We start from the raw sequence: 21,804 nt of genomic DNA, 5'->3' as shown, positions 1-21,804 counted from the left end.
AATATTTTCCAAGCCATTTCTTGTTTTTTTAACAAAAGATGGCTTTTTGAATTAATCTCATTTTTATGGTATGATAAATAGGGATAGGTTCCCACAATAAATCATCCTTTGGAGGAAGTCTTTCTATGGAACAGTTTACCGTCTTTGATTATGAAGATATTCAGTTGATTCCCAACAAGTGTATCGTTGATAGTCGTTCAGAATGTGATACCAGTGTCACTTTAGGGAAACACACCTTCAAACTACCTGTTGTGCCAGCCAATATGCAAACCATTATTGATGAGACTTTGGCGGAAACCCTAGCACAAGAGGGGTATTTCTATGTCATGCACCGGTTTGAAGAACATACTCGTCTAGACTTTGTCAAAGACATGGCTCAAAAAGGCCTCATTTCATCTATCAGTGTTGGGGTCAAACCTGAAGAATATTACTTCATTGAAAGCCTAGCTCAAACAGGGGCCAAACCTGACTATATCACGATTGATATTGCTCATGGACATTCCAATGCGGTGATTAAGATGATTCAGCATATTAAACAACACCTGCCAGAAACCTTTGTCATTGCTGGTAATGTGGGAACCCCAGAGGCGGTTAGAGAACTGGAAAATGCAGGAGCTGATGCGACTAAGGTAGGAATTGGCCCTGGTAAGGTCTGCATTACTAAAATTAAGACTGGTTTTGGCACAGGAGGCTGGCAACTCTCTGCCCTACGTTGGTGTGCCAAGGCTGCTCGCAAACCTCTGATTGCTGACGGTGGTATTCGTACCCACGGTGATATTGCTAAGTCTATCCGTTTTGGGGCTAGCATGGTCATGATTGGCTCCCTTTTTGCCGGCCATGATGAGTCACCTGGGACGACTGTTGAGGTCAATGGTCAAAAGATGAAAGAATATTTTGGCAGTGCTTCAGAATACCAAAAAGGTGAGAAAAAGAATGTAGAAGGTAAAAAAATGCTAGTGCCTTACAAGGGCAGCATTAAAGATACCTTGGTTGAAATGCAGCAAGATTTGCAATCCTCCATTTCTTATGCTGGTGGTAAAGACTTGGCAGCCATTAAACATGTTGATTATGTCGTTGTTAAAAATTCCATTTTTAATGGCGATGCTTACTAAAATAAGACAAAATCCCTTGGAAAATGCCAAGGGATTTTGTTTGTTTAACGAATTTGCTCAAAATTAAGGTGGACGATAATCTTATCACCATAGCCACTACGTTCTAAATCACGTTGCAAGCGATAAGAAATATAATGCTCAGCAATGGTAATGTAGCCAGCCTCTAATAAGCGATGCTCTACTAAAGACTGAACCATGCTAATGGTTGGACGCTCCGCCTGAGCTTCTTGTAAATCAATGACCACCTTTTTGGTGACTTGGGCAAGGTCCTGAGCCAATTTGTCATCAATCACATAGACTGTTTTAGCTGCTTTGAGAATGGCTTGATAAATTTTATCAGGGTCAAAATCAGCGATTTGACCATTGCGTTTTGTAATTTGCATGCGTAACTCCTTTCTGGTTTAGAAAATAAGGTCTTGACTGGGTCTTACCAGACCACGTTCATGCAGACTTTCTGCAATTTGAATGGAATTCCAAGCTGCCCCTTTTAAAAGATTATCCGACACTACCCAAAGATGAATCCCATTGGCGATATCTAAGTCCTTACGAATGCGTCCAACAAAGGTCTCTCGTTTACCAACTGCCTTGATGGCTTGAGGATAAATTTGCTGGCTAGGGTCATCTTCTAAAATAGCTCCAGGAAAATCAGCAATAGCTTGCTTAACAGCTGCAATATCCGCCACTTCCTTGGTTTCCAGATAGACAGATTCAGAATGGCCTGATAGAACAGGAATGCGAACGCAGGTCGCTGAAACCTTGATGGTGTCATCTGCCATAATTTTTTTGGTTTCCTTGGTCATCTTCATCTCTTCATAGGTGTAATCATTGTCCGTAAAGACATCAATTTGTGGCAAAGCATTGAAGGCAATCGGGTAATGACGTTTATCGCCACCACATGGTAGAATGTCAGCTGTCAAGTCTGTTGGGTTTTTGCCCTCAAAGAGCACTTGACGGAGTTGATTTTTGGTTTCTTCAATGGCCTGGGCACCTGCTCCAGAAACGGCCTGATAGGTTGACACGATAATGCGTTCCAAACCCCATTTTTGCCGAATTGGTTCCAGGGCAATCATCATCTGGATGGTAGAACAGTTGGGGCAAGCAATAATACCCTGATGATTGTCAAGGGCGTGCGCATTAACCTCGGGAACAACTAAAGGTACCTGGTCATGTTGCCGATAATAAGAGGTATTGTCAACCACTACTGCTCCTGCCTTGACTGCGTGGGGGGCAAATTTGGCAGAGGTAGAGCCGCCTGCTGAGAAGAGGGCAATGTCAATCCCTTCAAAAGACTGCTCAGTCGTTTCTTCCACCACAACCTCTTGCCCCTTAAAGGTCAGAACCTTACCTGCTGAACGGCTAGATGATAAGAGCCGAATGCCATCCACCGGTAATTGGCTTTGTTCAAGCATTTTTATCATTTCAGTCCCGACTGCTCCAGTAGCACCAACAATAGCAACCTGATATCCCATTTAAAATCCTCTTTTCACATTTTCAAATCATTCTTATGTTGATTATATCATGTTTGCCAAGAGAAAAAAAGTATTTTGAGGTTAAAAGCAATAGAAAAAGCCCCTAAATAAAGGGGCTTGGGGCACCAGTGATGTGATAGGCCGGTTCACACAACCTACCAACGTCCGCTCCTGCGTTAATGACGTCCCCAGCGCAATAGTGACCCAGAGGTCACCTATCGACTCATCGCATATTTCTATTTTACCATACTTAGAGCAAGGGAGCAATGGTTTTGACTAAATGACCTGTGATTTTTGTTGAAAGGCTTTCCTTTTTAAGACTTTCTAGCGTCACTTGCTGACTTTTAGCCAATGTTTCTTGGAAATCTCGTTCAATATGGCTGATGGCAGAGGCTTTATAAAGATAGGTTGCACACTCAAAATGGTGATAAAGGCTACGATAATCCAAATTAATGGTACCAACGACAGCCTTAATCTGATCACTAACAAAGACTTTGGCGTGAACAAATCCTGGGGTATATTCATAAATTTTAACCCCTGCTTTAATCAATGGTTCATAATAAGTTTTGGCTAAGGCATAAGGCACTGGCTTGTCCGGAATACCTGGCATAATAATAATTACCTCAACCCCACGTTCAGCTGCAAAACGGATGGCATGCTCAAGCTCACTATTTAAAATTAAGTAAGGCGTCATGATATGAACATAATCATGCGCGTGATTTAAAATGTCAATATAAACATTTTCGCCAATCTTATCCGTATCAAGCGGTGAATCACCATAAGGGATGATATAGCCATCAGTCTCAATTGGTTTTTGATGTTGTCCCAAATAGGCCTGAAAATCAGGATTTTGGTCAGTGATGGACCACATTTGGAGGAATAAAATCGTAAAGACATCTACAGCTTTGCCCTCCAACATAATTGCCGTATCCTTCCAGTGGCCGAAGCGTTCAATATGGTTAATGTACTCATCTGCCAAATTAACCCCACCAGTAAAAGCCACTTCACCATCAATAACCACAATCTTCCGATGATCACGATAGTTATAATAAGTTGAAATAAAGGGGGAAATAGAGGAAAAAGCCTTGGCCTTGATACCTAGGGTCGCCAAACGTTTGGTGTAGTCAAAAGACAGGGTGGAAAACTCAATCATGCCATCATACATGACCCGTACTTCAACTCCTTCGTTGACTTTTTGCTCCAAAATGGCAAGAATCTCTCCCCACATCAGCCCCTCGTCAATAATGAAATATTCCAAAAAGATATATTTTTTCGCCTGGAGAAGTTGTTTTTTCAATTCGGCAAATTTTGCTTCACCGCTGGGAAAATAGGTCACCTTAGTTCCAGTATAAACAGGGAAGCCATCTCTTGTCCGTCGAAAATACTTAACAAGATTATAAGTGGTAGAATGCTCTTTTTTCAACTCATTAACCACAATCGTATTTTCAGGAAGGTAGGGCTGGCTTAGGGTTGTCAAATCAGACAAGCGAGCCTTGAGTCCTCGATAGCCCCAATCCAGCTTGGTGTAAATCAAAAATAAGACACCCAAAAGAGGGGTAATCATAATGAGCAAGAGCCAGGTGATGCGAGAAAGGGCATCCATTTCACTATTAACCAGGTAAAGAACGGCAAAAATTTCTAAAATAATCTCAACAGCTCGAAAATATGATTGGTACTGCTGGAACCATGAAAAGGCGGACATGAGAAAGAGCACCTGCAATATTAATAAAATCGCAATAACTGTGGTTCGGCTAAATATGCCTCGTAAGAGGCTACGCCGGCCCTTATCCAATAATTTTCTCGTTTGTAGCTTTGATTTTTCCTTCATTGTCTTCCTTTCATTTATTTATCACTCCATAATATTCTAGCATAATTTGGGTGAAATTTGAAAGGATAGGTCAGCAAAATCTAAAATAATCCCTTGGCCTGTCCATCAGCTGTGACATCCATGTTAAGAGCGGCTGGTGCTTTGGGAAGACCCGGCATGGTTAAGACATCACCTGTCAAGGCAACCACAAACCCTGCCCCTGTTTTAGGAACAAATTCACGGATGGTGACTTCAAAATCGTTTGGTGCCCCTAGTAGGGCAGGATTATCTGAAAAACTATACTGGGTTTTGGCCATACAGATAGGCAATTTATCCCAGCCATGCTTGGCAAAGGTTTCTAGTTGCTTTTTAGCTTTGGCCGATAATTGAAGAGACTTACCACCATAGATAGATTTAACAATTTTTTCAGCCTTTTCTTGGAGACTGTCTTGGTCCTGATACAGTCGGCGATAGTGGCTACTTTTTTCAGCCATTGTTGCCAGAACCTGTTCTGCTAACACCTTGCCACCAAGGGCACCCTGTTCCCAAACCTCAGTCAAGGCTACTGGCAGTTCAAGTTCGTTACAGAGGGTTTCTAAAAGAGCCAATTCAGCTGGGGTATCAGAGACAAAACGATTGAGGGCAACCACAACTGGGATGCCGTAAGCTATCATGTTTTTTACATGGCGCTTTAGGTTAGCAAACCCCGCCTTGATTGCTGGAAGATTTTCTTGAGCAAGATTGTCCTTGTTCACCCCTCCGTGCATTTTTAAGGCACGTAAGGTAGCTACAACCACAATAGCATCAGGACTTTTAGGTAGATTTGGCACCTTGATGTCTAGGAATTTTTCTGCCCCTAAATCAGCACCAAAGCCAGCTTCTGTCACTGTATAGTCCGCCAGGTGAAGCGCTGTCTTTGTTGCTATCACAGAATTACAACCGTGAGCAATATTGGCAAAAGGACCTCCATGAACCAAAGCGGGGGTGCCATAAATCGTTTGGACAAGATTAGGTTTGAGGGCATCTTTTAACAAGAGAGCCAAGGCTCCTTCAACCTGTAAATCGCTCACATAGACAGGCTCCTGCTGCCAATTATAGCCAAGGACAATCTTGCCCAAACGAGCTTTAAGATCAGTCAAATCACTGGCCAAGCAAAGAATGGCCATAATCTCACTAGCAACAGTAATATCAAATCCATCTTCACGAGGGAGTCCATTTACAGGCCCCCCCAAACCAATGGTAATTTGTCGTAAGGCACGATCATTCAAATCCAAAACCCGTTTCCAAATGATACGTCTAGGGTCCAAACCTAGCTCATTCCCCTGCTGTAGGTGATTATCAATGAGGGCAGCTAGGGCATTATTGGCCGTGGTGATTGCGTGCATGTCACCGGTAAAATGGAGATTGATATCTTCCATAGGCAGTACTTGAGCATAACCCCCACCAGCGGCTCCTCCCTTGACCCCCATAACAGGACCAAGTGAAGGCTCCCGTAAAGCGATTATAGCTTGGTGCCCTTGATGATTGAGAGCATCAGCTAAACCGATAGTGACTGTTGATTTGCCCTCGCCAGCAGGAGTTGGATTAATGGCTGTCACTAAAATTAATTTGCCTAAAGGATTATCTTCTAGTGACTGAATCTTATCAAAAGAAATTTTTGCTTTATGCTTACCATAAAGTTCCAAATCATCTTCCGTGAGTCCTAGTTTAGCTGCAATTTCAACAATGGGTTTTAGTTTTGTCTCCTGTGCAATGCTAATATCCGTCTTCATCTACTTCCTCCTCATGTTTACTACTACTTTAACTAAAGATCAAATCAACAAACTCTTGAGCTGATATTTTCCCCAAATAAGTACTTAAATCAAGCTGGTTCAAGGCTTGTAGCAAGTCTTCTTTTTCCATTCGTAAGCCAATCAAGGCCTGCTCCAAGTCAATAATATCTCCTTGCCCAAAAAAGTCACCATAAATACGACAAGCTGCAATGCGACTATTAACAACGTCAAGGTGAACATCGAGGGTCCCAATGGCAAAGCGGCCATCTCGGTGGTAGCTATATTGAGGCGAACGACCATAATTCCACTCCCAATTTTTATATTTTTTGGCCACTAATTGGTCAATGGCTTGCCAATCATTCTGACTCAGCTGGTAACGTTTGGCTTGAGAAAGATCAGCAATACCAAGAAGTTTGCAAACCATGAGATTTTTAAAGTCTTCAACGCTGATCCCTTGATAGGATGGTGCTAAATAATGGCGTAAACTTCCCACGCGACTGCGAACAGAGCGAATTCCCTTTGATTCAATCTTTTTCCGATTGGGGGTCAGAACTGCCTCCATGCTTGCATAGTCTACATCCAAAAGCAGGGAATAGCCCCCATAAACTCTCCCTTGACTAATGGTCTGGGCAGCACCAGATACTTTTTTGCCATCAATCAGCAAATCATTGCGACCTGACTGGACTAGACCTGTAGCCCCCAACTCATGTAGAGCTTTGATAGCAGGGGCATAGGCCCGCTTAAAATCACCAAAAATTCCCGTATCCTGTATGAGGTAGCAAATATTGACTGCCCCGGAATCAACATAAACAGCCCCCCCTCCGGTGTCTCGCCGGACCAAGAGAATTTGATGTTTTTCCAAATAATCATGGTTGACTTCAACCATAGCATTCTGGAACTTGCCAATCTCCACCTTAGGATCACAATAGTAGGGAAACAAAATATCATCATCTAAAAACAGATACTCTTTGGCATAAACCTGAATCGCCAAAGCCACGGCCCCATCTTTCAAGTACTTGCCATCACGAATAGGCTCAATTAAATACATGCTGCCTCCTTTTCTAGCATCAATTGGCGGGTTTCAGCAGTCAAACTAGCAATATCCTGTTTAAACTGGACTGTTCGTTCGCGAATCGGAAGAGGCAAACGGTAGTCTTTATGATTTAGGGTCACGAAAAGAGCATCTGGATTATCAGCCACTCGTTGCCAAAATGGGTGCTTAATAAACTGGGGCGTGGTATGACCGACACCAATTTCAAGATAAATGACCTTGCCTTCTTCATGCTTTGCTAAAAAATTCTCATAGCGATCTTGTTGGGCCCAGAAATCAGAATCTTCCACCATCCCCTTTTTCTCATGCCGTTTGTTGATTTCAAAGGGGGAGGCGCATTTCGGGCAACGAGGAATCAAAACCTCGGGTACTTTCATGTCTCGTTGCTCAGCAATCATTTGACGGATTAGGGAATCATCACGATAAGTTTGGGCATGGCAATACTGGCTACACTGCCACAGACCATATTCTCCCTGAATATGGAAAAGGCGTTGGGAATCATAATTGGCAGCCCAAAAGGCATTGTCAGCATTAGTTGTGATAATGTGATAGTCCTTTTGGTGAAGAATGGCCAATAAATCAAGATAGGACTGACCAACCGGTTGGTCCAAGTAATTAAGAGCAACAAAGCGACTCTGAAAGGCCCAATATTCCTGCCAATCTTCAAAATCAAAGAGACTGGCCTGCAACATGTCCAAAAAGCCATACTTGTCAATAAAGTCCGGAAAAGCATTTTCAAAGCGGGGCCCAATATAGGTGAAGCCATCAGCAGCAGACATGCCTGCACCGATACCGACAACAAGAGCGTCTGCTTCCCCAATGAGGGCAGCTAATTGCTGGGCTTGCAAAGATTCACTAGAATAAGAAAGATTTTTCCACATGGTTTCTCCTTAATAGCCTAAAGCAAGAGTTGCTGATAGTATGCCTGATCTTGCTGGGTAAATTGGTTAAAAATAACTTGAAGGGAACAATTTGCTGTCGCTAACCACTCCCTGACGGTGGTCACAGCTAACTCAGCAGCTAATTGGGGCGGGAAACCAAATTGACCGGTTGCAATCGGACAAAAGGCCAAACTCTGTAACCCCACCTCCTGTGCTAAATTTAAACAAGCCACATAACAGGCTTTTAACATGTCCTGCCGAATCCGTGAGACCGGTTGACCTGGCTGAATATAGGGACCTACCGTATGAATCACAAATTTAGCCGGCAGGTGGTAAGCGGCTGTTAATTTAGCTTGTCCCACCGTTTCTTTTCGTCCCTGATGGCGCATGAGTTCAGCACAGGCCAAGCGAAGGCGTCCTCCTGCATAGGTATGAATGGTATTATCAATGCAGGCATGATTAGGAATAAAACACCCCAGTAAGTCACTATTGGCAGCATTGACAACCGCATCAACCGCCAAGTGTCTAACATCTCCTTGGTGTAACCAAATTTGCGGAAATCGACTAGCCTGACAATGGGCTAGAGAAAACTTTTTCTGTCGCTGATGGTAGTGACTCAAAAATTCATCCTCTAGGGCCAAATAAGCCTCAGAAAAAGCTTGGGGAGGGCATTGATTGACCAGCCCCCGCCAAATTTCCTCGAGATTCTCTATTGCTAAACCGTCAGTTGCCCCCACTGGTACTGTCAAAAGGGAAATCATTTCCTTCAATAAAGTGGATTCTGATTTAGGCATCTTCTAAAGCTGCAAAGTCAACCAGAGAGACATCAGTCAATTTAACAATCCAATTCTCCTCTGCTTTTTCAGAATTAAGCAGGCTAGGGGTTACTTCTAAAGCCTGATTAAAGGCTAACACACGACCAGCCAAAGGAGAATGAATCCCCATCACGGTTTTCGAAGCTTCAAGGTTAAGAAGAAGATCGTCAGCAGCTACCTGCTCTACTTGCGCTAACTCCACATAGCCCACTGTTCCGATATCATCTTGTAATTCAGCTGTCATGCTGATGGTGTAAATTTCCTCTTGTTTATCAATTAAAAGATAGTTTGCAATTTTTTTCATAAAGTTTTCCTTTTTCTACATGTGATATACATCTGCTAGCAAGGCCAAGGCTTCTAGCCGTTGTTCAATTCTTGGCAGTAGGGGAATTAACAGGAGTTCATCTGCCTGACAGCTAGCCACCAAACTGTCTAATTGCTTTTTGACCTCTTGAGGGGTGCCCACGACCATCCGGTGACGATTCTTGGCAATAACCTGCTTTTGTTGGTCAGATAAGGGATAAGCCAAGGCCTGTTCTCTACCGGGGAACTGATGAAATTCATTAAAGGCATGATTGCCCAACATCCAGATGTCTAAACTTTTAGCCATCATTTCTGCTTCTAACTGACTCTCGGCAATGACCACAAAAACAGCTAAAAGAATTCTAGCCTGAGGCATGATGGGACTTGCTACAAAATGTTGACGATAACTTTGAGCTGCCAAAGCTCCTTTTTCTTTTGGAAGGTTATCAATATAAGGGAAAATGCCAAATGTGTAACCCAAGCCTAAATCAGCTGCTAGTCTTGCTGTCTCGCCGCCAGTACTAAGTAGCCACATTTGTGGCAGATCCGTTAGGGCTGGTTGAACTGGAAGATTTTCGTTACCTATCAAATAATTCTTGATAGTTGCCAAGACTTGTCCATAATCTTCGGCGGAGTGTCTACTATGCAAGGCCTGAGTGACCTGTTTGGTCCCTAAAGAGCTCCCAAGCCCTAAATCAAGTCGATTGGGATGAAAAGCCAAAAGGCTTTTGACCGTCTCAGCAATCTTATAGCTACTATAATGCAGAGCCATGATCCCACCAGAACCAATACGAATGTGGTTCGTTTGATTAAGGAGTTGGGTCATGACAATTTCAGGACTACTAATGGCAAATGCGTGAACATTATGGTGTTCAGCCACCCAAAACCGATGAAACTTTAGTTCTTCTGCTCGTTGTGCGAGTAAAATCGTCTCTTTTAAAGCTTGGCGGGCATCTTTTCCTTGGTCAATAACCCCATAATCTAAAATACTAAGTTTCATCACACTGCTCCTGATAATTTTTCTCCAACTGGCGAAACAGTTGTCTCACCTCTTGAGGGAGCGACTTTCCATAATCCATCAAAGGAACCAGATCCTTAAAAGACGCCTCTGGAATGGCTAAGGCAGATAAATCCTCTGGTTTAATTTTCAGCCTAATCTGATCTGTCTGCCCTAATCGTATCTTATGGACAAATTCTGGGTCAACAACAAAAGGGGTTGATAAGCCAATGAAATCTGCCTGCTCCAAGGCCTCTAAGGCTTTCTCTGGACTATTAATCCCTCCAGTTGCCATTATTGGCAAGCGACCAGTAAACTGTTCCTTCATGACTTGATTAACCAGACGGCCCTTGTTGGGGCCAGACCTTAGTTGGTTTCTAAAGACATCTTGTCCCCAACTAGCGATGGCTAAATAATCTAATGGATAGATATCCAAGGCCCAGTTAATGAATTGGCAAAACTCCTCAAGGCTATAACCGATAGCTTGTCCTCTAGTTTCCTCCGGAGTGCCTCGCCAACCCAAAATGAAGTTTGCTCCCGCTTCTGCTCTGACCACTTCGGCAACCGCCTGGAGAATATCTAGTCCCAGACGTGAACGATTCAGTAAGGATTGACAACCATATTGATCTTGCCTCTGATTAGAAAAGGTCGAAAAGAAGCTTTGAATGAGTAAGCGCTGGGCAGAAGAAATCTCAACACCGTCAAAACCAGCCTTAATGGCACGCGAAGTAGCCTTGGCATAATCTGAGATAAGGTTCTTAAGGTGAATCGCTGTCAATTCTCTAACCTGATGAGGCCGAGGGGATTGAAGAACCATCGGACTGGGGCCATAAACATAGCCAAAGCGCCTCAAACTATGACTAGAAAAGCGCCCTGCATGGGTCAGTTGTAAAATTGCCTTAGCCCCATCACTTTTCATGACTTGGGCTAACTGGCTCAAGCCTGGAATATCCTCATCAGAACTAACACTAAATCCATATTCAAACAGTTGACCAAAGGGGCTGATATAGGCCGCTCCAGTGATTTGCAGAGGAGCAGACTGGCAACGACGATGCGCATAGGCCAAATCAGCTGAACTAACCTGCCCTGCTTGACTGGAGGAATTCGTCACCATAGGAGAAAGGACAAAGCGGTTGGCTAAGGAAATTCCATTAGGCAAGAGCAACGGTTCAAACAAGTCCTCATATCGCATGTTACCGTATCCTTTCTAAATCTTTTTGTCTTTGTTGGGAATGACGTTGCTGACGCTGAAAGGCCTCTTCTAATTCTGGCTTTAGTTCTAAAGGAGTCAGACTCAATCCTAGCTCTTCCTCTAAACAATAATAGAGTTGTTTAACCACATCATCCACGGTCAAATCAAATCCTAATAGATCGGATAAGGTCGCCATACTATCGGGATCTATTTGTGGAAAAAAATGCCTATCTTGTTTGTCCGCCTGGCCAAGATGATAAAATTCCCTGATCATCTCTCCTCGTAGTCCTTGATTACCTGAAACACTCAAGTAGACTGAACAAACCAGACCATTTTTTACCCTTCGCTGAGCCAGGCCAGCAAATTTTTGCCCGGCAATGCTCAAATCATACTGCCCTGGGCAATATGACTGGCTGATTTCAAAGGCCTCAATACTCACGGGAAAATCCAAAAAAAGTTGTCTCACTAGATTGGCCATTAACTGATAGGCTTGATGAATACTCAATTGAGTCGTTGATAAAGGGAGAAACAGGGAAAAATTTAAAATCCCTTGGTCTGCCACCACTGCCAAACCTCCCATTTGACGAACAAGAGGTTGGTACCCCCTTCGGTAAATAGCCTGAAGCCCTGCTGCAAATTCAGGCAGATTTTTGTCTGCTAGTCCTAAAATAACCGTTGATGCCATAGGCCAGATATGAAGAATGCTCTGCTTTGGATACTGGTTTACCCGTTCCAAAAAAACATCTGTCCAAATCAAAGGCCCCAAGGGATTATCTCGTCTGTCTAAACGATTATCAAAAACCTGCATCGGATAATTGCTTAAAATGTCAAGCTTAGCCATCTTGTCAAATAACCCTTTCTAAACTAAACAAATGGTACCCCTTACATTTTAGCATAAGCTGACTGAAATTGATAGTCCAAGAATGTTTGTAGTCTGATTTACTATTTTACGAATGTCGGTTTTTCATGTATAATGGACCATATGAAGATTTTAATTACCTCTGGAGGCACAACTGAACCCATTGACGCCGTCCGTGGCATTACTAACCATGCAACTGGCCGTCTAGGACAACTCCTAGCCCAACTATTTTTAGATAAGGGACACCAGGTTACCCTCGTCACTAGTCCAGGGAGCTACCGTCCTGAAAAACATAAGAGACTTAAACTCATTGAAGTCAGCACGGTTAACTCTCTTCAAAACGTTCTAGAGCACTTGGTCAAAGATCATCAGGTTTTTATTCATAGCATGGCAGTTTCAGATTACAGTCCTGTCTACATGACAGACTTAGAAGACGTCATGGCCAGCAAGGACCTCTCGCAACTTTTGAAACGTCATAATCATCAAGGAAAAATTTCATCTTCTTCCGACTACCAGGTGCTTTTTTTGAAGAAAACACCTAAACTGATTAGTCTGGTGAAAAAATGGAACCCTGACATTCGCTTAATTGGTTTTAAACTCTTGGTTAACGTGCCCAAAGAACAATTACTACAAGTTGCTCGAACAAGCTTACACAAAAATCAAGCTGACCTCATTGTCGCTAATGATCTTTACCAAATCAAGCAAGATCAACACCAAGCCTACCTGGTCTCAGCAGAAGGTTATCAGACCTTGACCTCAAAACCAGCTATTGCTCAGGCCATCTATGAAAGGGTTATTTCCAATGACAAAAACCATCCTCCTCGCTGTCAGCGGTAGCATTTCTGCCTATAAGGCGGCGGATTTAGTCAGCCACTTAAGCAAGCAAGGCTACGTGATCCATGTCTTAATGACTCAAGCAGCGACAGATTTTATCACCCCTCTCACCATGCAGGTCTTATCTAAAAATCCCGTCCATTTGGATGTTATGGAAGAAAAAATTGCCGGCCGTATCAATCATATTGACCTTGGTAAAGAGGCGGATCTCTTTCTCTTAGCTCCCGCCTCTGCCAATACATTGGCTCAGTTAGCCCATGGCATGGCAAATAATATGGTGACAGCCACTGCTCTAGCCTTACCAGCAGAACTGCCTAAGTTAATTGCACCGGCTATGAACACCAAAATGTACAACAATCCTCTAACCCAGGCCAACCTAGCCAGCTTAAAACAGCTTGGTTATCAAGAAATCCCACCCAAGAGTGCTCTGCTAGCCTGTGGTGATCACGGCCAAGGGGCCTTAGCAGACCTTGATATTATCTTAAAGAAAGTTGAAGAATCTCTCAGTGAATAAGAAAAAATCATCAAACATTGCCATCATTGCTATCTTCTTTGCGATTATGATTGTGATTCAGTACCTAAGTACCACTATTTTTAGTATTTTTCCTTTTCCAATCAAACCTACCCTCGTTCATCTACCCGTTATCGTTGCCTCCATTGCTTATGGTTACCGTATCGGTATTCTTCTTGGTGGTCTAATGGGCCTGCTTAGCCTGATAACAAATACTCTGTTGCTCTCCCCAGCTAGCTACCTCTTCTCTCCCTTTGTCGAGGGAGGAAACTTTTATTCCCTACTCATTGCCTTTGTTCCTCGCCTACTAATCGGTTTTACCCCTTACGTCGTTTATCGTTTGATTCACAATAAACTGGGCTTGATCCTAGCTGGAGCTATTGGCTCGTTAACTAATACCATCTTCGTCTTATCGGGAATCTTCATCTTTTTCGCAGAACGCTATAACGGTGATATCAAACTCCTACTGGCTAGCATTATAACCACTAATTCTCTAGCAGAAATGCTAATCGCTGCCCTGGTCACCACGAGCCTCGTTCCTCGTCTCCTCGGCAGAAAATAAGTCAGACAATCATGGGTATAATCCATGATTTTTTTTAAAAAATATGCTATAATGAAAGCGTTTAAGGATAATCAAAATTAAGGAGAATGCCATGACTTATCAAGAAAACTATCAAAAATGGTTAGCTGTTACCAACCTTCCTGACTATCTTCGAGAAGAATTAGTCGCCATGGATGAAAAAACCAAGGAAGATGCCTTTTATACCAACTTAGAATTTGGAACGGCAGGTATGCGAGGCTACATCGGAGCTGGTACCAACCGTATCAACATTTATGTTGTCCGTCAGGCCACCGAAGGACTTGCCAAATTGATTGAAAGCAAAGGGGAAGAAGCTAAAAAACGTGGGGTCGCTATTGCCTACGATTCTCGCCATTTCTCACCAGAATTTGCCCAAGATGCTGCTAGCGTCCTCGCCCAACATGGCATCAAAGCCTACGTTTTTGAGAGCCTTCGCCCAACACCAGAACTCTCATTTGCGGTCCGTCACCTTAATGCCTTTGCTGGCATCATGATTACTGCCAGCCATAACCCTGCCCCATTCAATGGTTACAAGGTTTATGGGGAAGATGGCGGCCAAATGCCACCAGCAGATGCCGATGCCCTGACTGATTTTATCCGTGCCATTGAAGACCCCTTTGCCATTGCTGTCGCTGACTTTGACGCTGCTAAAGCTGAGGGGTTGGTGGAGATACTTGGCGAAGCAGTTGATGCCGAATACCTCAAAGAGGTCAAAGAGGTTAACATCAATCCAGAATTGATCAGCCAATACGGCAAGGACATGAAAATTGTCTATACTCCTCTACACGGTACAGGAGAAATGCTGACCCGCCGTGCCTTGGCCCAAGCTGGCTTTGAGTCTGTTGAAGTCGTTGAAGCCCAAGCCATGCCAGACCCTAATTTTTCAACCGTCAAGTCGCCTAACCCAGAAAGTCAGGCTGCCTTTGCTTTGGCAGAAGACCTAGGGCGTCAGGTTGAGGCAGATGTCTTGGTGGCAACAGACCCAGATGCTGACCGCCTAGGAGTGGAAATTCGTCAGGCTGATGGTTCCTACAGAAACCTATCTGGTAACCAAATTGGCGCCATCCTTGCCAAGTATATTCTAGAAGCTCATAAACAAGCTGGTAGCCTGCCAACCAACGCTGCCCTAGCTAAATCTATTGTCTCAACAGAATTGGTGACCAAAATTGCCGAAAGCTATGGGGCAACCATGTTTAATGTTTTGACAGGTTTCAAATTTATTGCTGAGAAAATCCAAGAGTTTGAAGAAAAGCACAACCACACCTACATGTTTGGTTTTGAAGAAAGTTTTGGCTATCTTATTAAACCTTTTGTGCGTGACAAAGATGCCATCCAAGCCGTACTGTTGGTCGCAGAGATTGCAGCCTACTATCGGTCGCAAGGCTTAACCTTAGCTGATGGCATTGATCAAATCTACCAAGAATATGGCTACTTTGCTGAAAAAACCATTTCAATTGAATTATCAGGGGTTGACGGAGCCGCTCAAATTAAAGCCATCATGGCGAAATTCCGTGAACAGGCACCAAGTCAGTTCAACCAAACAGCTATTACACTTTTTGAAGATTTTGCCAAACAAACGGCAACTAATCAAGAGGGGCAGGTGACTGAATTAAGCACACCTCCAAGTGACGTCCTCAAATATACCCTGGCTGATGACTCTTGGTTCGCTGTTCGTCCATCTGGAACAGAACCAAAAATCAAGTTTTATATCGCTACCGTTGGCGAGAGCTTAACCGAAGCTGAGCAAAAAATTGCTGCCATCGAACAAGAAATCAACGAGTTTGTTAATTAAGCAAAAAGTAGAAGAGACTTATCTCTTCTACTTTTTTAATTGATTAACTGACTCATGACCTTCAAAATCATCAAATTAAGCTTAACTTGTTCAACATAATAGCTATTACCCCCATTTTGATAAAGATAAGGATTGCCATAAAAGATGGCAATGGGATGGTAGTATCGGTAGGTTTTACCAGTCACATTCCCTAGACTGGGGGCAACAACATCGCGTGAGAAACGTCTAGCCAGATCTAAATTGGTTTTGCCACCACGTTCTGCTACATAGGCAATATAATTTGGTCCCAAATTATAGGCCTGAACAGCTGTCCAAGTGTCTGTTCCGGCTTGATTGGCCTGAGCCAAGTTATCCTCAAGTAAGGTTAACCCTTGATTCAAACTCTCTTTAGGACTAGTAATACTACCAATACTTCCGCTAAAACTCTCACTAGCCTGTAAAATGTCCTGACCCCGCCCTTTACTCTCGGTATAAATCATGGCCAAGACTAAGTTTTCATCAATTTTCTCAGTCTGTTGCCGATCAGCCAAAACCTGTCTAACCAGAGGAGCATAGGCTAGCACCGCCTTGCTATTTCGATAAATGGTCATTAGACTGAAAATCAGCAAAAAACCAAGCAGTAAGCCTATCAAGCGGCCTAAAAATTTTATCATTTATTTCTGATATCCTGAATATTTTTAATAAGAATAGAGTAAGTACCGTCCTCATGCTGAATAAACTCTACCATTTCAGCATCCTGATAAACCTTGTTGGGAACAATCAACTCAATCCCATTGGATAAGGAAAGCTTTTGATTTTCTAGCTTTTTAATCTGGCGAGAATGATCAATATCAGTTAGTTTAATGGGGTCGGGTATTTTTTCCTTGACCTGATCCACAAAACTCAGTCGGGCAGTCAAATTATCTTCAAAGAGCTGATTAGCTAATTCTTCTGGCGATAATTCCTGTTTTTCTTCCAGCTGGTCATAGAGGGTAGATTTCATCTTTGACTGAAAACTAAAATCATCTTGATGAAATTGGTCGGCAATTTTTTGGGCAGTCTGCTCCAAGACCTTGATTGATTTTTTTACCGATTGCTGAGGCTCTATTTGGAGCAGGTTTTCTGAAAAATAATTGGCAAAACTACCATTATGCTTCAGCCGTTTTTCAATCAAGTAATAAGCCAGACTTTGACGATTGATGACTAGAGCTTCATCAGGTGCTTGTGCTGCACTAGGAAGATTGTTTTGACTGAGCTTAATGGGCTGGTCTTCTTGTCCAATATGAGCCAGTTGTTCCTTCAAGGCTAGGCGTAAAAAAGCCCAATGGCTCTGCCCTTGTCGCTCAAACTCAATAAAAACCAAATCGTTGACCTTTTGATCCTCACTGCCGATAAATTCTTCCTGCCATAACTGGCTAATGGCTACTGAACTAGCTAACAAATCATCATCCAGATGGCTAAGGAAGGGACTATCAGGGGCAAATTGACCTCGTTTAGCCTCATCAGAAAAGATCTTGCTCAATTTTTTTCGGAAATAATCGTCCAGGCGTGGGGTCAAACTAATCTCCCTATCAGACAAATGCAAGTCGGTATCATTGGGGCTGAATTGGTGGATAATTATTTTTTTAAGGTAAAAATCATTCATCTTAATCGTACAATGGGAACTTATCTGTCAACTGCTTAATGCTTTGGCGAATCTCGTCTAGAACACGTTCATCATCAGCATGTTTCAAGGCCTTAATCATCAAGTCAGCAATCAGCTGACTTTCTTGAACCCCCATGCCACGACTAGTAATGGCTGGTGTTCCAACACGAATACCAGAAGTTTTGAAAGGCGATAGGGTTTCAAAAGGGATAGAATTTTTATTGAGGGTAATATTAACAGCTTCCAAAATATCTTGGGCAAGCTTGCCATTTTCCACCACCTTAGTCACATCAACCAAGAAGAGATGGTTATCGGTCCCACCTGAAATCAGACGGAAATCACTGTCGTGAGCAAAGACTTGGGCCATAGCTCTGCTATTGTCCAAAACAGCCTGCATATAGGTTTTAAAGGCTGGGTCAAGTGCTTCCTTGAAAGCCACTGCCTTAGCTGCAATCACATGCTCAAGCGGCCCTCCTTGTATCCCTGGGAAAATAGCTGAGTTAATTTTCTTAGCCAAGGCCTCATCATTGGTTAAAATCAAACCACCACGCGGACCGCGCAAGGTCTTGTGGGTGGTTGAAGTCACCACGTGGGCATGCGGGATAGGGTTAGGGTGAAGTCCTGCCGCCACCAAACCTGCGATATGGGCCATATCCACCATGAGATAGGCTCCCACTTGGTCAGCAATGGCACGGAATTTAGCAAAATCAATGGTCCGTGAATAAGCAGATGCTCCTGCCACAATCAATTTAGGCTGATGTTCTTCGGCTAAGGTCAAAATCTCATCATAATCTAAAGTCTCTGTTTTAGGATTGACCCCATAGGCAACAAAATGATAGCTTTTGCCTGAAAAATTAACTGGTGACCCATGGGTCAAATGTCCCCCTGCTGACAAATCCATCCCCAAGACGGTATCTCCTGGTTCAATCAGCGCCATGTAGGCTGCCGTATTGGCTTGGCTACCTGAATGTGGCTGAACGTTGGCAAAACTGGCTCCAAATAATTTCTTGGCACGTTCAATAGCTAAATTTTCCACCACATCGACCACATCAGTCCCGCCATAATAACGCTTGGCTGGGTAGCCTTCAGCGTATTTGTTGGTTAAGAGAGACCCTTGAGCTGCCATGACAGCTTTAGACACGACATTTTCTGAGGCAATAAGCTCAATATTATTTTGCTGGCGATGTCCTTCTTCCTCAATGGCCTGCCAAACTTCTGGGTCAAAATCACGGTAATTATCCTGATCAAAAATCATCTCTATCTCCTATTCTTTTAAAAAATCGTACTTGCATTTTATCTCCCTCATAACCACAACGGCGATAAAATTCATGAGCATTTAGACGCTGACTACCTGAATTCAAACGGATAAAAGCAAATGCCCGATTGCTAGCTTCCTCTTCCAAAGCCGTCAACAGTTCTCGACCAATCCCTTGTCCTTGATGGGAAGGCAAGACCACCAAGCCCAAAACATTAAAGCCTTTGGGAGCATAGAGACTTTCATAAACCTGACTGTCCAAAAAGCCAACTAGTTGCCCATCTTTTTCATAGCCTAAGATAAAATGGCTCTCATCAACTAGTAACTGGGCTAATTGCTGAGCAACAAAGGCTTCTTCTACAGGATAGCCCAAAACCTGAGCAAGCTCTGCAAGGGCTGGGACGTCATTTTGAGTTAGCGAACGCAATCCCATCATCAATCCTCCTCGAAAATCAGTTCAGGTACTCGATCAAGTAACTCTTCCCTAGTAATACTGCCTTGGCGTAAAATCCTAGCCTTTGGTCTTGACAAGTCCAAAATGGTTGAATCCACACCTAAAATGGCCTGGTCATCAGCTACCCCTGTGACCTGACCTGCAAAATCACGCATAATCTCAGCAAAAACCCTACCACTGGCTTGACCTGACACATTGGCAGAGGGGCCAATCAAGGGGCCTGTCCTTTGGATAATCTCCCTAGTTAGGGGGTGATTGGGGAGACGAAAACCGACAGTTGCTAGACCTGAGTTAATCCAAGCAGGTACACGTTCATTACTCTGTAAAATAATGGTCAAGGGACCTGGTAAAAAATCCTGATAGAGCTTGGCAAGACAGGCTGGTTGCTGTTGCGAATAAGCTAAGATATCATCAAAACTAGCTACATTGAGATTAAGGGCTTTTTCTCGTGGACGTTGTTTGAGCTGATAAACACGGTCAACCGCTTTTTCATCAAAGGCCTGGGCAAATAGACCATAAACCGTTTCTGTCGGCAAGACAACTGCTTGACCTGCCTGAATCAGTTCTATGATGTCTTCTAATACCATTAGGAAACCACCACCATTCTATCCTTACCAAGGCTATCTTTTAGCACACGAACTTGCTTATCTGGAAAGGCTTGGGCAAATAAGTCTTGTACCGCCTGCCCTTGTTTATAGCCAATTTCCAGATAAATTTTTCCCTCTTTATTCAAATGAGCCGGAGCTTGTTTAGCTAGCTGACGGTAGAGGGCTAGCCCATTTTCTTTGGCAAAAAGGGCCAGATGGGGTTCAGCAGCTAAAACATTTTGCCCCACTTCATCCTTATCTTCCTCAGCAATATAGGGGGGATTGGAAACAATCAAATCAACAGACTTCGTCAGCCCTGTTAACATATCTGACTGCAAAAAAGTCACATCCAAGCCTTGCTGTTGGGCATTTTCTTGAGCCAAGCTCAAAGCTGCTGGAGAAATATCTAAGGCAGTCACCTTCCAGTTTGGACAATAACGGGCTAAACTAAGAGCAATAGCACCACTGCCCGTTCCCACATCCAAGACGGTCAAATGTTCTGCCGGATTTTCTGCCAAGATTAAGTCAACCAGTTCCTCCGTTTCTGGCCGAGGAATGAGCACTCGATGATCAACCAGTAAGTCCATCCCATGAAAATGGGCCTTGCCCAAAATATACTGGGCTGGGACATGCTGCTTCAACTGGCAAACAATCTTTTCCAGGAGTTCCTGATCAGCTTGGCTAGGGACCTTGCCTTGATTGAGGATAAAATCGGTATAGGTCCAACCCTTCAGTTGGCAAAAAACAAAGGTTAAAGCCTCTCTTTCTTCCCCCACCTGCTCTAATTGGTCGCCATAACTTTTAAAAAGGCTAGCATAAGTCATTAGTTCGCTAATTTCTCTAGTTTTTGTGTCTGATCGTAAAGGACCAAGGCATCAACCACCTCATCCATCTTACCACCAAGAATGGTATCTAATTTTTGCAAGGTTAAGCCAATACGATGATCGGTCACACGGTTTTGTGGGAAATTATAGGTCCGAATACGTTCAGAACGATCCCCAGTACCAATGGTTGATTTCCGCTCGGCGTCCTGCTCATCTTGGGCAATTTGAGCAAAATGGTCCGCCACACGAGCACGAATAATTTTCATGGCTTTTTCACGGTTTTTCTGTTGAGTCCGTTCTTCCTGCATTTCCACCTTGATATTGGTTGGCAAATGGACAATTCGCACAGCGGTTGCTACCTTATTGACGTTCTGACCACCCGCACCTGAGGCATGGTAGATATCCACGCGCAAATCTTTGGGGTCAATATCATATTCCACCTCTTCCACCTCTGGCATGACCAAGACCGTTGCTGTTGAGGTATGAACACGCCCCTGGCTTTCAGTCACAGGAACACGTTGGACACGGTGAGCCCCCGATTCATACTTGAGTTTAGAATAGACAGATTGACCAGAAACCATAGCCACAACTTCTTTTAAACCACCAACACCGTTGGTTGAAGCCTCCATGACCTCAAACCGCCAACCTTGGCTTTCCGCATACTTTTGGTACATGGCCAAGAGGTCTCCTGCAAAGAGAGCGGCCTCATCACCACCCGCTGCCCCTCGAATTTCCAAAATAATGTTTTTATCATCATTAGGGTCTTTAGGCAAGAGTAAGATTTTCAGCTTCTCTTCGTATTCTTCCTTGGCAGCCTTGGATTCTTTCAATTCTTCCTTAGCCATTTCTTCCAATTCAGCATCACCACTAGCGTCCTTAATCATTTCTTCCGCGTCAGCAATGTTTTGGATAACTTGCTTGTATTCACGATAAGCGGTCACTGTATCTCGCGTGCTGGCTTCTTCACGAGATAATTCCATAAACCGTTTGGTATCTGAGACCACTTGAGGGTCACTGAGCAACTCTCCTAATTCTTCATAGCGGTCTTCTACCGCCTGCAGTTGATCATAAATATTCATCTTTTT

23 protein-coding genes are annotated in these 21,804 nt (G+C 43.5%); 5 read left to right on the top strand and 18 right to left on the bottom strand.

All coding sequences use genetic code 11. The features are described 5' to 3' along the window. Positions 1 to 125 precede the first annotated feature (125 nt). The gene (guaC, locus tag FRX57_RS01050) at positions 126 to 1,112 is read left to right on the top strand and encodes a GMP reductase (RefSeq protein WP_146565787.1); all 987 of its coding nucleotides are present in this window, start codon (positions 126 to 128) and stop codon (positions 1,110 to 1,112) included. A 44-nt stretch (positions 1,113 to 1,156) separates the two neighbouring features. Here the strand turns inward: guaC and FRX57_RS01045 are convergent, their stop codons facing one another. From FRX57_RS01045 to FRX57_RS00995, 11 genes are all read right to left on the bottom strand, one after another. Continuing rightward, complete coding sequence (locus tag FRX57_RS01045) at positions 1,157 to 1,495, bottom strand: ATP cone domain-containing protein (RefSeq protein WP_146565785.1); 339 nt, start codon at positions 1,493 to 1,495, stop codon at positions 1,157 to 1,159. 18 nt (positions 1,496 to 1,513) lie between these two features. Then, the gene (locus FRX57_RS01040; protein ID WP_146565783.1) at positions 1,514 to 2,581 is read right to left on the bottom strand and encodes an aspartate-semialdehyde dehydrogenase; all 1,068 of its coding nucleotides are present in this window, start codon (positions 2,579 to 2,581) and stop codon (positions 1,514 to 1,516) included. 250 nt (positions 2,582 to 2,831) lie between these two features. Next, complete coding sequence (gene cls / locus FRX57_RS01035) at positions 2,832 to 4,409, bottom strand: cardiolipin synthase (protein ID WP_146565780.1); 1,578 nt, start codon at positions 4,407 to 4,409, stop codon at positions 2,832 to 2,834. Between the two features lie 80 nt (positions 4,410 to 4,489). Beyond that, positions 4,490 to 6,160, bottom strand: coding sequence for a formate--tetrahydrofolate ligase (locus FRX57_RS01030; RefSeq protein WP_146565778.1), 1,671 nt, complete (start codon positions 6,158 to 6,160; stop codon positions 4,490 to 4,492). 28 nt (positions 6,161 to 6,188) lie between these two features. Then, positions 6,189 to 7,208, bottom strand: a complete 1,020-nt coding sequence (gene lplA, locus FRX57_RS01025) for a lipoate--protein ligase (protein ID WP_146565776.1) — start codon at positions 7,206 to 7,208, stop codon at positions 6,189 to 6,191. After that, positions 7,199 to 8,092: an SIR2 family NAD-dependent protein deacylase gene (locus FRX57_RS01020; RefSeq protein WP_146565774.1), complete on the bottom strand. Its 894-nt coding sequence runs from the start codon at positions 8,090 to 8,092 to the stop codon at positions 7,199 to 7,201. Before FRX57_RS01020 ends, lplA begins: the two co-directional genes overlap by 10 nt. A gap of 17 nt (positions 8,093 to 8,109) precedes the next feature. Then, positions 8,110 to 8,886: a protein-ADP-ribose hydrolase gene (locus FRX57_RS01015; RefSeq protein WP_146565772.1), complete on the bottom strand. Its 777-nt coding sequence runs from the start codon at positions 8,884 to 8,886 to the stop codon at positions 8,110 to 8,112. Beyond that, on the bottom strand, positions 8,879 to 9,211 hold the full coding sequence (locus FRX57_RS01010; RefSeq protein WP_146565771.1) for a glycine cleavage system H family protein: 333 nt from the start codon (positions 9,209 to 9,211) through the stop codon (positions 8,879 to 8,881). The genes FRX57_RS01015 and FRX57_RS01010 overlap by 8 nt, the downstream gene beginning before the upstream one ends. A 15-nt stretch (positions 9,212 to 9,226) precedes the next feature. Next, the gene (locus FRX57_RS01005) at positions 9,227 to 10,210 is read right to left on the bottom strand and encodes an MsnO8 family LLM class oxidoreductase (RefSeq protein WP_146565769.1); all 984 of its coding nucleotides are present in this window, start codon (positions 10,208 to 10,210) and stop codon (positions 9,227 to 9,229) included. After that, positions 10,200 to 11,399 carry an NADH-dependent flavin oxidoreductase gene (locus FRX57_RS01000; protein ID WP_146565767.1) on the bottom strand — a complete coding sequence of 400 codons (1,200 nt, stop codon included), beginning with the start codon at positions 11,397 to 11,399 and terminating at the stop codon, positions 10,200 to 10,202. The genes FRX57_RS01005 and FRX57_RS01000 overlap by 11 nt, the downstream gene beginning before the upstream one ends. 1 nt (position 11,400) lies before the next feature. Continuing rightward, positions 11,401 to 12,240: a lipoate--protein ligase family protein gene (locus FRX57_RS00995; protein WP_146565765.1), complete on the bottom strand. Its 840-nt coding sequence runs from the start codon at positions 12,238 to 12,240 to the stop codon at positions 11,401 to 11,403. 141 nt (positions 12,241 to 12,381) lie between these two features. Between FRX57_RS00995 and FRX57_RS00990 the strand changes: the two genes are divergently transcribed. The 4 genes from FRX57_RS00990 to FRX57_RS00975 all read left to right on the top strand — a co-directional run bounded on the left by FRX57_RS00990 (position 12,382) and on the right by FRX57_RS00975 (position 15,975). Then, on the top strand, positions 12,382 to 13,095 hold the full coding sequence (locus FRX57_RS00990; protein WP_146565763.1) for a phosphopantothenate--cysteine ligase: 714 nt from the start codon (positions 12,382 to 12,384) through the stop codon (positions 13,093 to 13,095). Next, positions 13,061 to 13,606 (top strand): phosphopantothenoylcysteine decarboxylase, encoded by a 546-nt coding sequence (gene coaC / locus FRX57_RS00985; protein ID WP_146565761.1) that lies wholly within the window; start codon positions 13,061 to 13,063, stop codon positions 13,604 to 13,606. Before FRX57_RS00990 ends, coaC begins: the two co-directional genes overlap by 35 nt. After that, complete coding sequence (locus FRX57_RS00980) at positions 13,599 to 14,165, top strand: ECF transporter S component (RefSeq protein WP_146565759.1); 567 nt, start codon at positions 13,599 to 13,601, stop codon at positions 14,163 to 14,165. Before coaC ends, FRX57_RS00980 begins: the two co-directional genes overlap by 8 nt. A 91-nt stretch (positions 14,166 to 14,256) precedes the next feature. Further along, a complete protein-coding gene (locus FRX57_RS00975) occupies positions 14,257 to 15,975 on the top strand; it encodes a phospho-sugar mutase (protein ID WP_146565757.1) in 1,719 nt (572 codons plus the stop codon). Between the two features lie 35 nt (positions 15,976 to 16,010). On the opposite strand, the gene FRX57_RS00970 is transcribed toward FRX57_RS00975, so the two are convergent. Genes FRX57_RS00970 through prfA form a run of 7 tightly spaced genes read right to left on the bottom strand, consistent with a single transcriptional unit; the run spans position 16,011 to position 21,798 of the window. Beyond that, positions 16,011 to 16,628 carry a lysozyme family protein gene (locus FRX57_RS00970; RefSeq protein ID WP_146565755.1) on the bottom strand — a complete coding sequence of 206 codons (618 nt, stop codon included), beginning with the start codon at positions 16,626 to 16,628 and terminating at the stop codon, positions 16,011 to 16,013. Continuing rightward, positions 16,625 to 17,599, bottom strand: coding sequence for a nucleoid-associated protein (locus FRX57_RS00965; RefSeq protein ID WP_146565753.1), 975 nt, complete (start codon positions 17,597 to 17,599; stop codon positions 16,625 to 16,627). Before FRX57_RS00965 ends, FRX57_RS00970 begins: the two co-directional genes overlap by 4 nt. A gap of 1 nt (position 17,600) precedes the next feature. Then, positions 17,601 to 18,854 carry a serine hydroxymethyltransferase gene (gene glyA, locus FRX57_RS00960; RefSeq protein WP_146565751.1) on the bottom strand — a complete coding sequence of 418 codons (1,254 nt, stop codon included), beginning with the start codon at positions 18,852 to 18,854 and terminating at the stop codon, positions 17,601 to 17,603. After that, positions 18,844 to 19,290, bottom strand: a complete 447-nt coding sequence (locus FRX57_RS00955) for a GNAT family N-acetyltransferase (protein ID WP_246100881.1) — start codon at positions 19,288 to 19,290, stop codon at positions 18,844 to 18,846. The genes glyA and FRX57_RS00955 overlap by 11 nt, the downstream gene beginning before the upstream one ends. After that, positions 19,290 to 19,895 carry an L-threonylcarbamoyladenylate synthase gene (locus tag FRX57_RS00950; protein ID WP_146565749.1) on the bottom strand — a complete coding sequence of 202 codons (606 nt, stop codon included), beginning with the start codon at positions 19,893 to 19,895 and terminating at the stop codon, positions 19,290 to 19,292. The genes FRX57_RS00955 and FRX57_RS00950 overlap by 1 nt, the downstream gene beginning before the upstream one ends. After that, positions 19,895 to 20,719 (bottom strand): peptide chain release factor N(5)-glutamine methyltransferase, encoded by an 825-nt coding sequence (prmC, locus tag FRX57_RS00945; RefSeq protein WP_146565748.1) that lies wholly within the window; start codon positions 20,717 to 20,719, stop codon positions 19,895 to 19,897. Before prmC ends, FRX57_RS00950 begins: the two co-directional genes overlap by 1 nt. Continuing rightward, positions 20,719 to 21,798 carry a peptide chain release factor 1 gene (gene prfA / locus FRX57_RS00940; RefSeq protein WP_146565746.1) on the bottom strand — a complete coding sequence of 360 codons (1,080 nt, stop codon included), beginning with the start codon at positions 21,796 to 21,798 and terminating at the stop codon, positions 20,719 to 20,721. Before prfA ends, prmC begins: the two co-directional genes overlap by 1 nt. Between the last annotated feature and the right edge of the window lie 6 nt (positions 21,799 to 21,804).

Source organism: Streptococcus cuniculipharyngis, from assembly GCF_007859195.1.
GTDB classification, from domain to species: domain Bacteria; phylum Bacillota; class Bacilli; order Lactobacillales; family Streptococcaceae; genus Streptococcus; species Streptococcus cuniculipharyngis.
The sequence above is the reverse complement of the archived record's forward strand: the minus strand, read 5'-3'. Positions and strand labels throughout refer to the sequence as shown.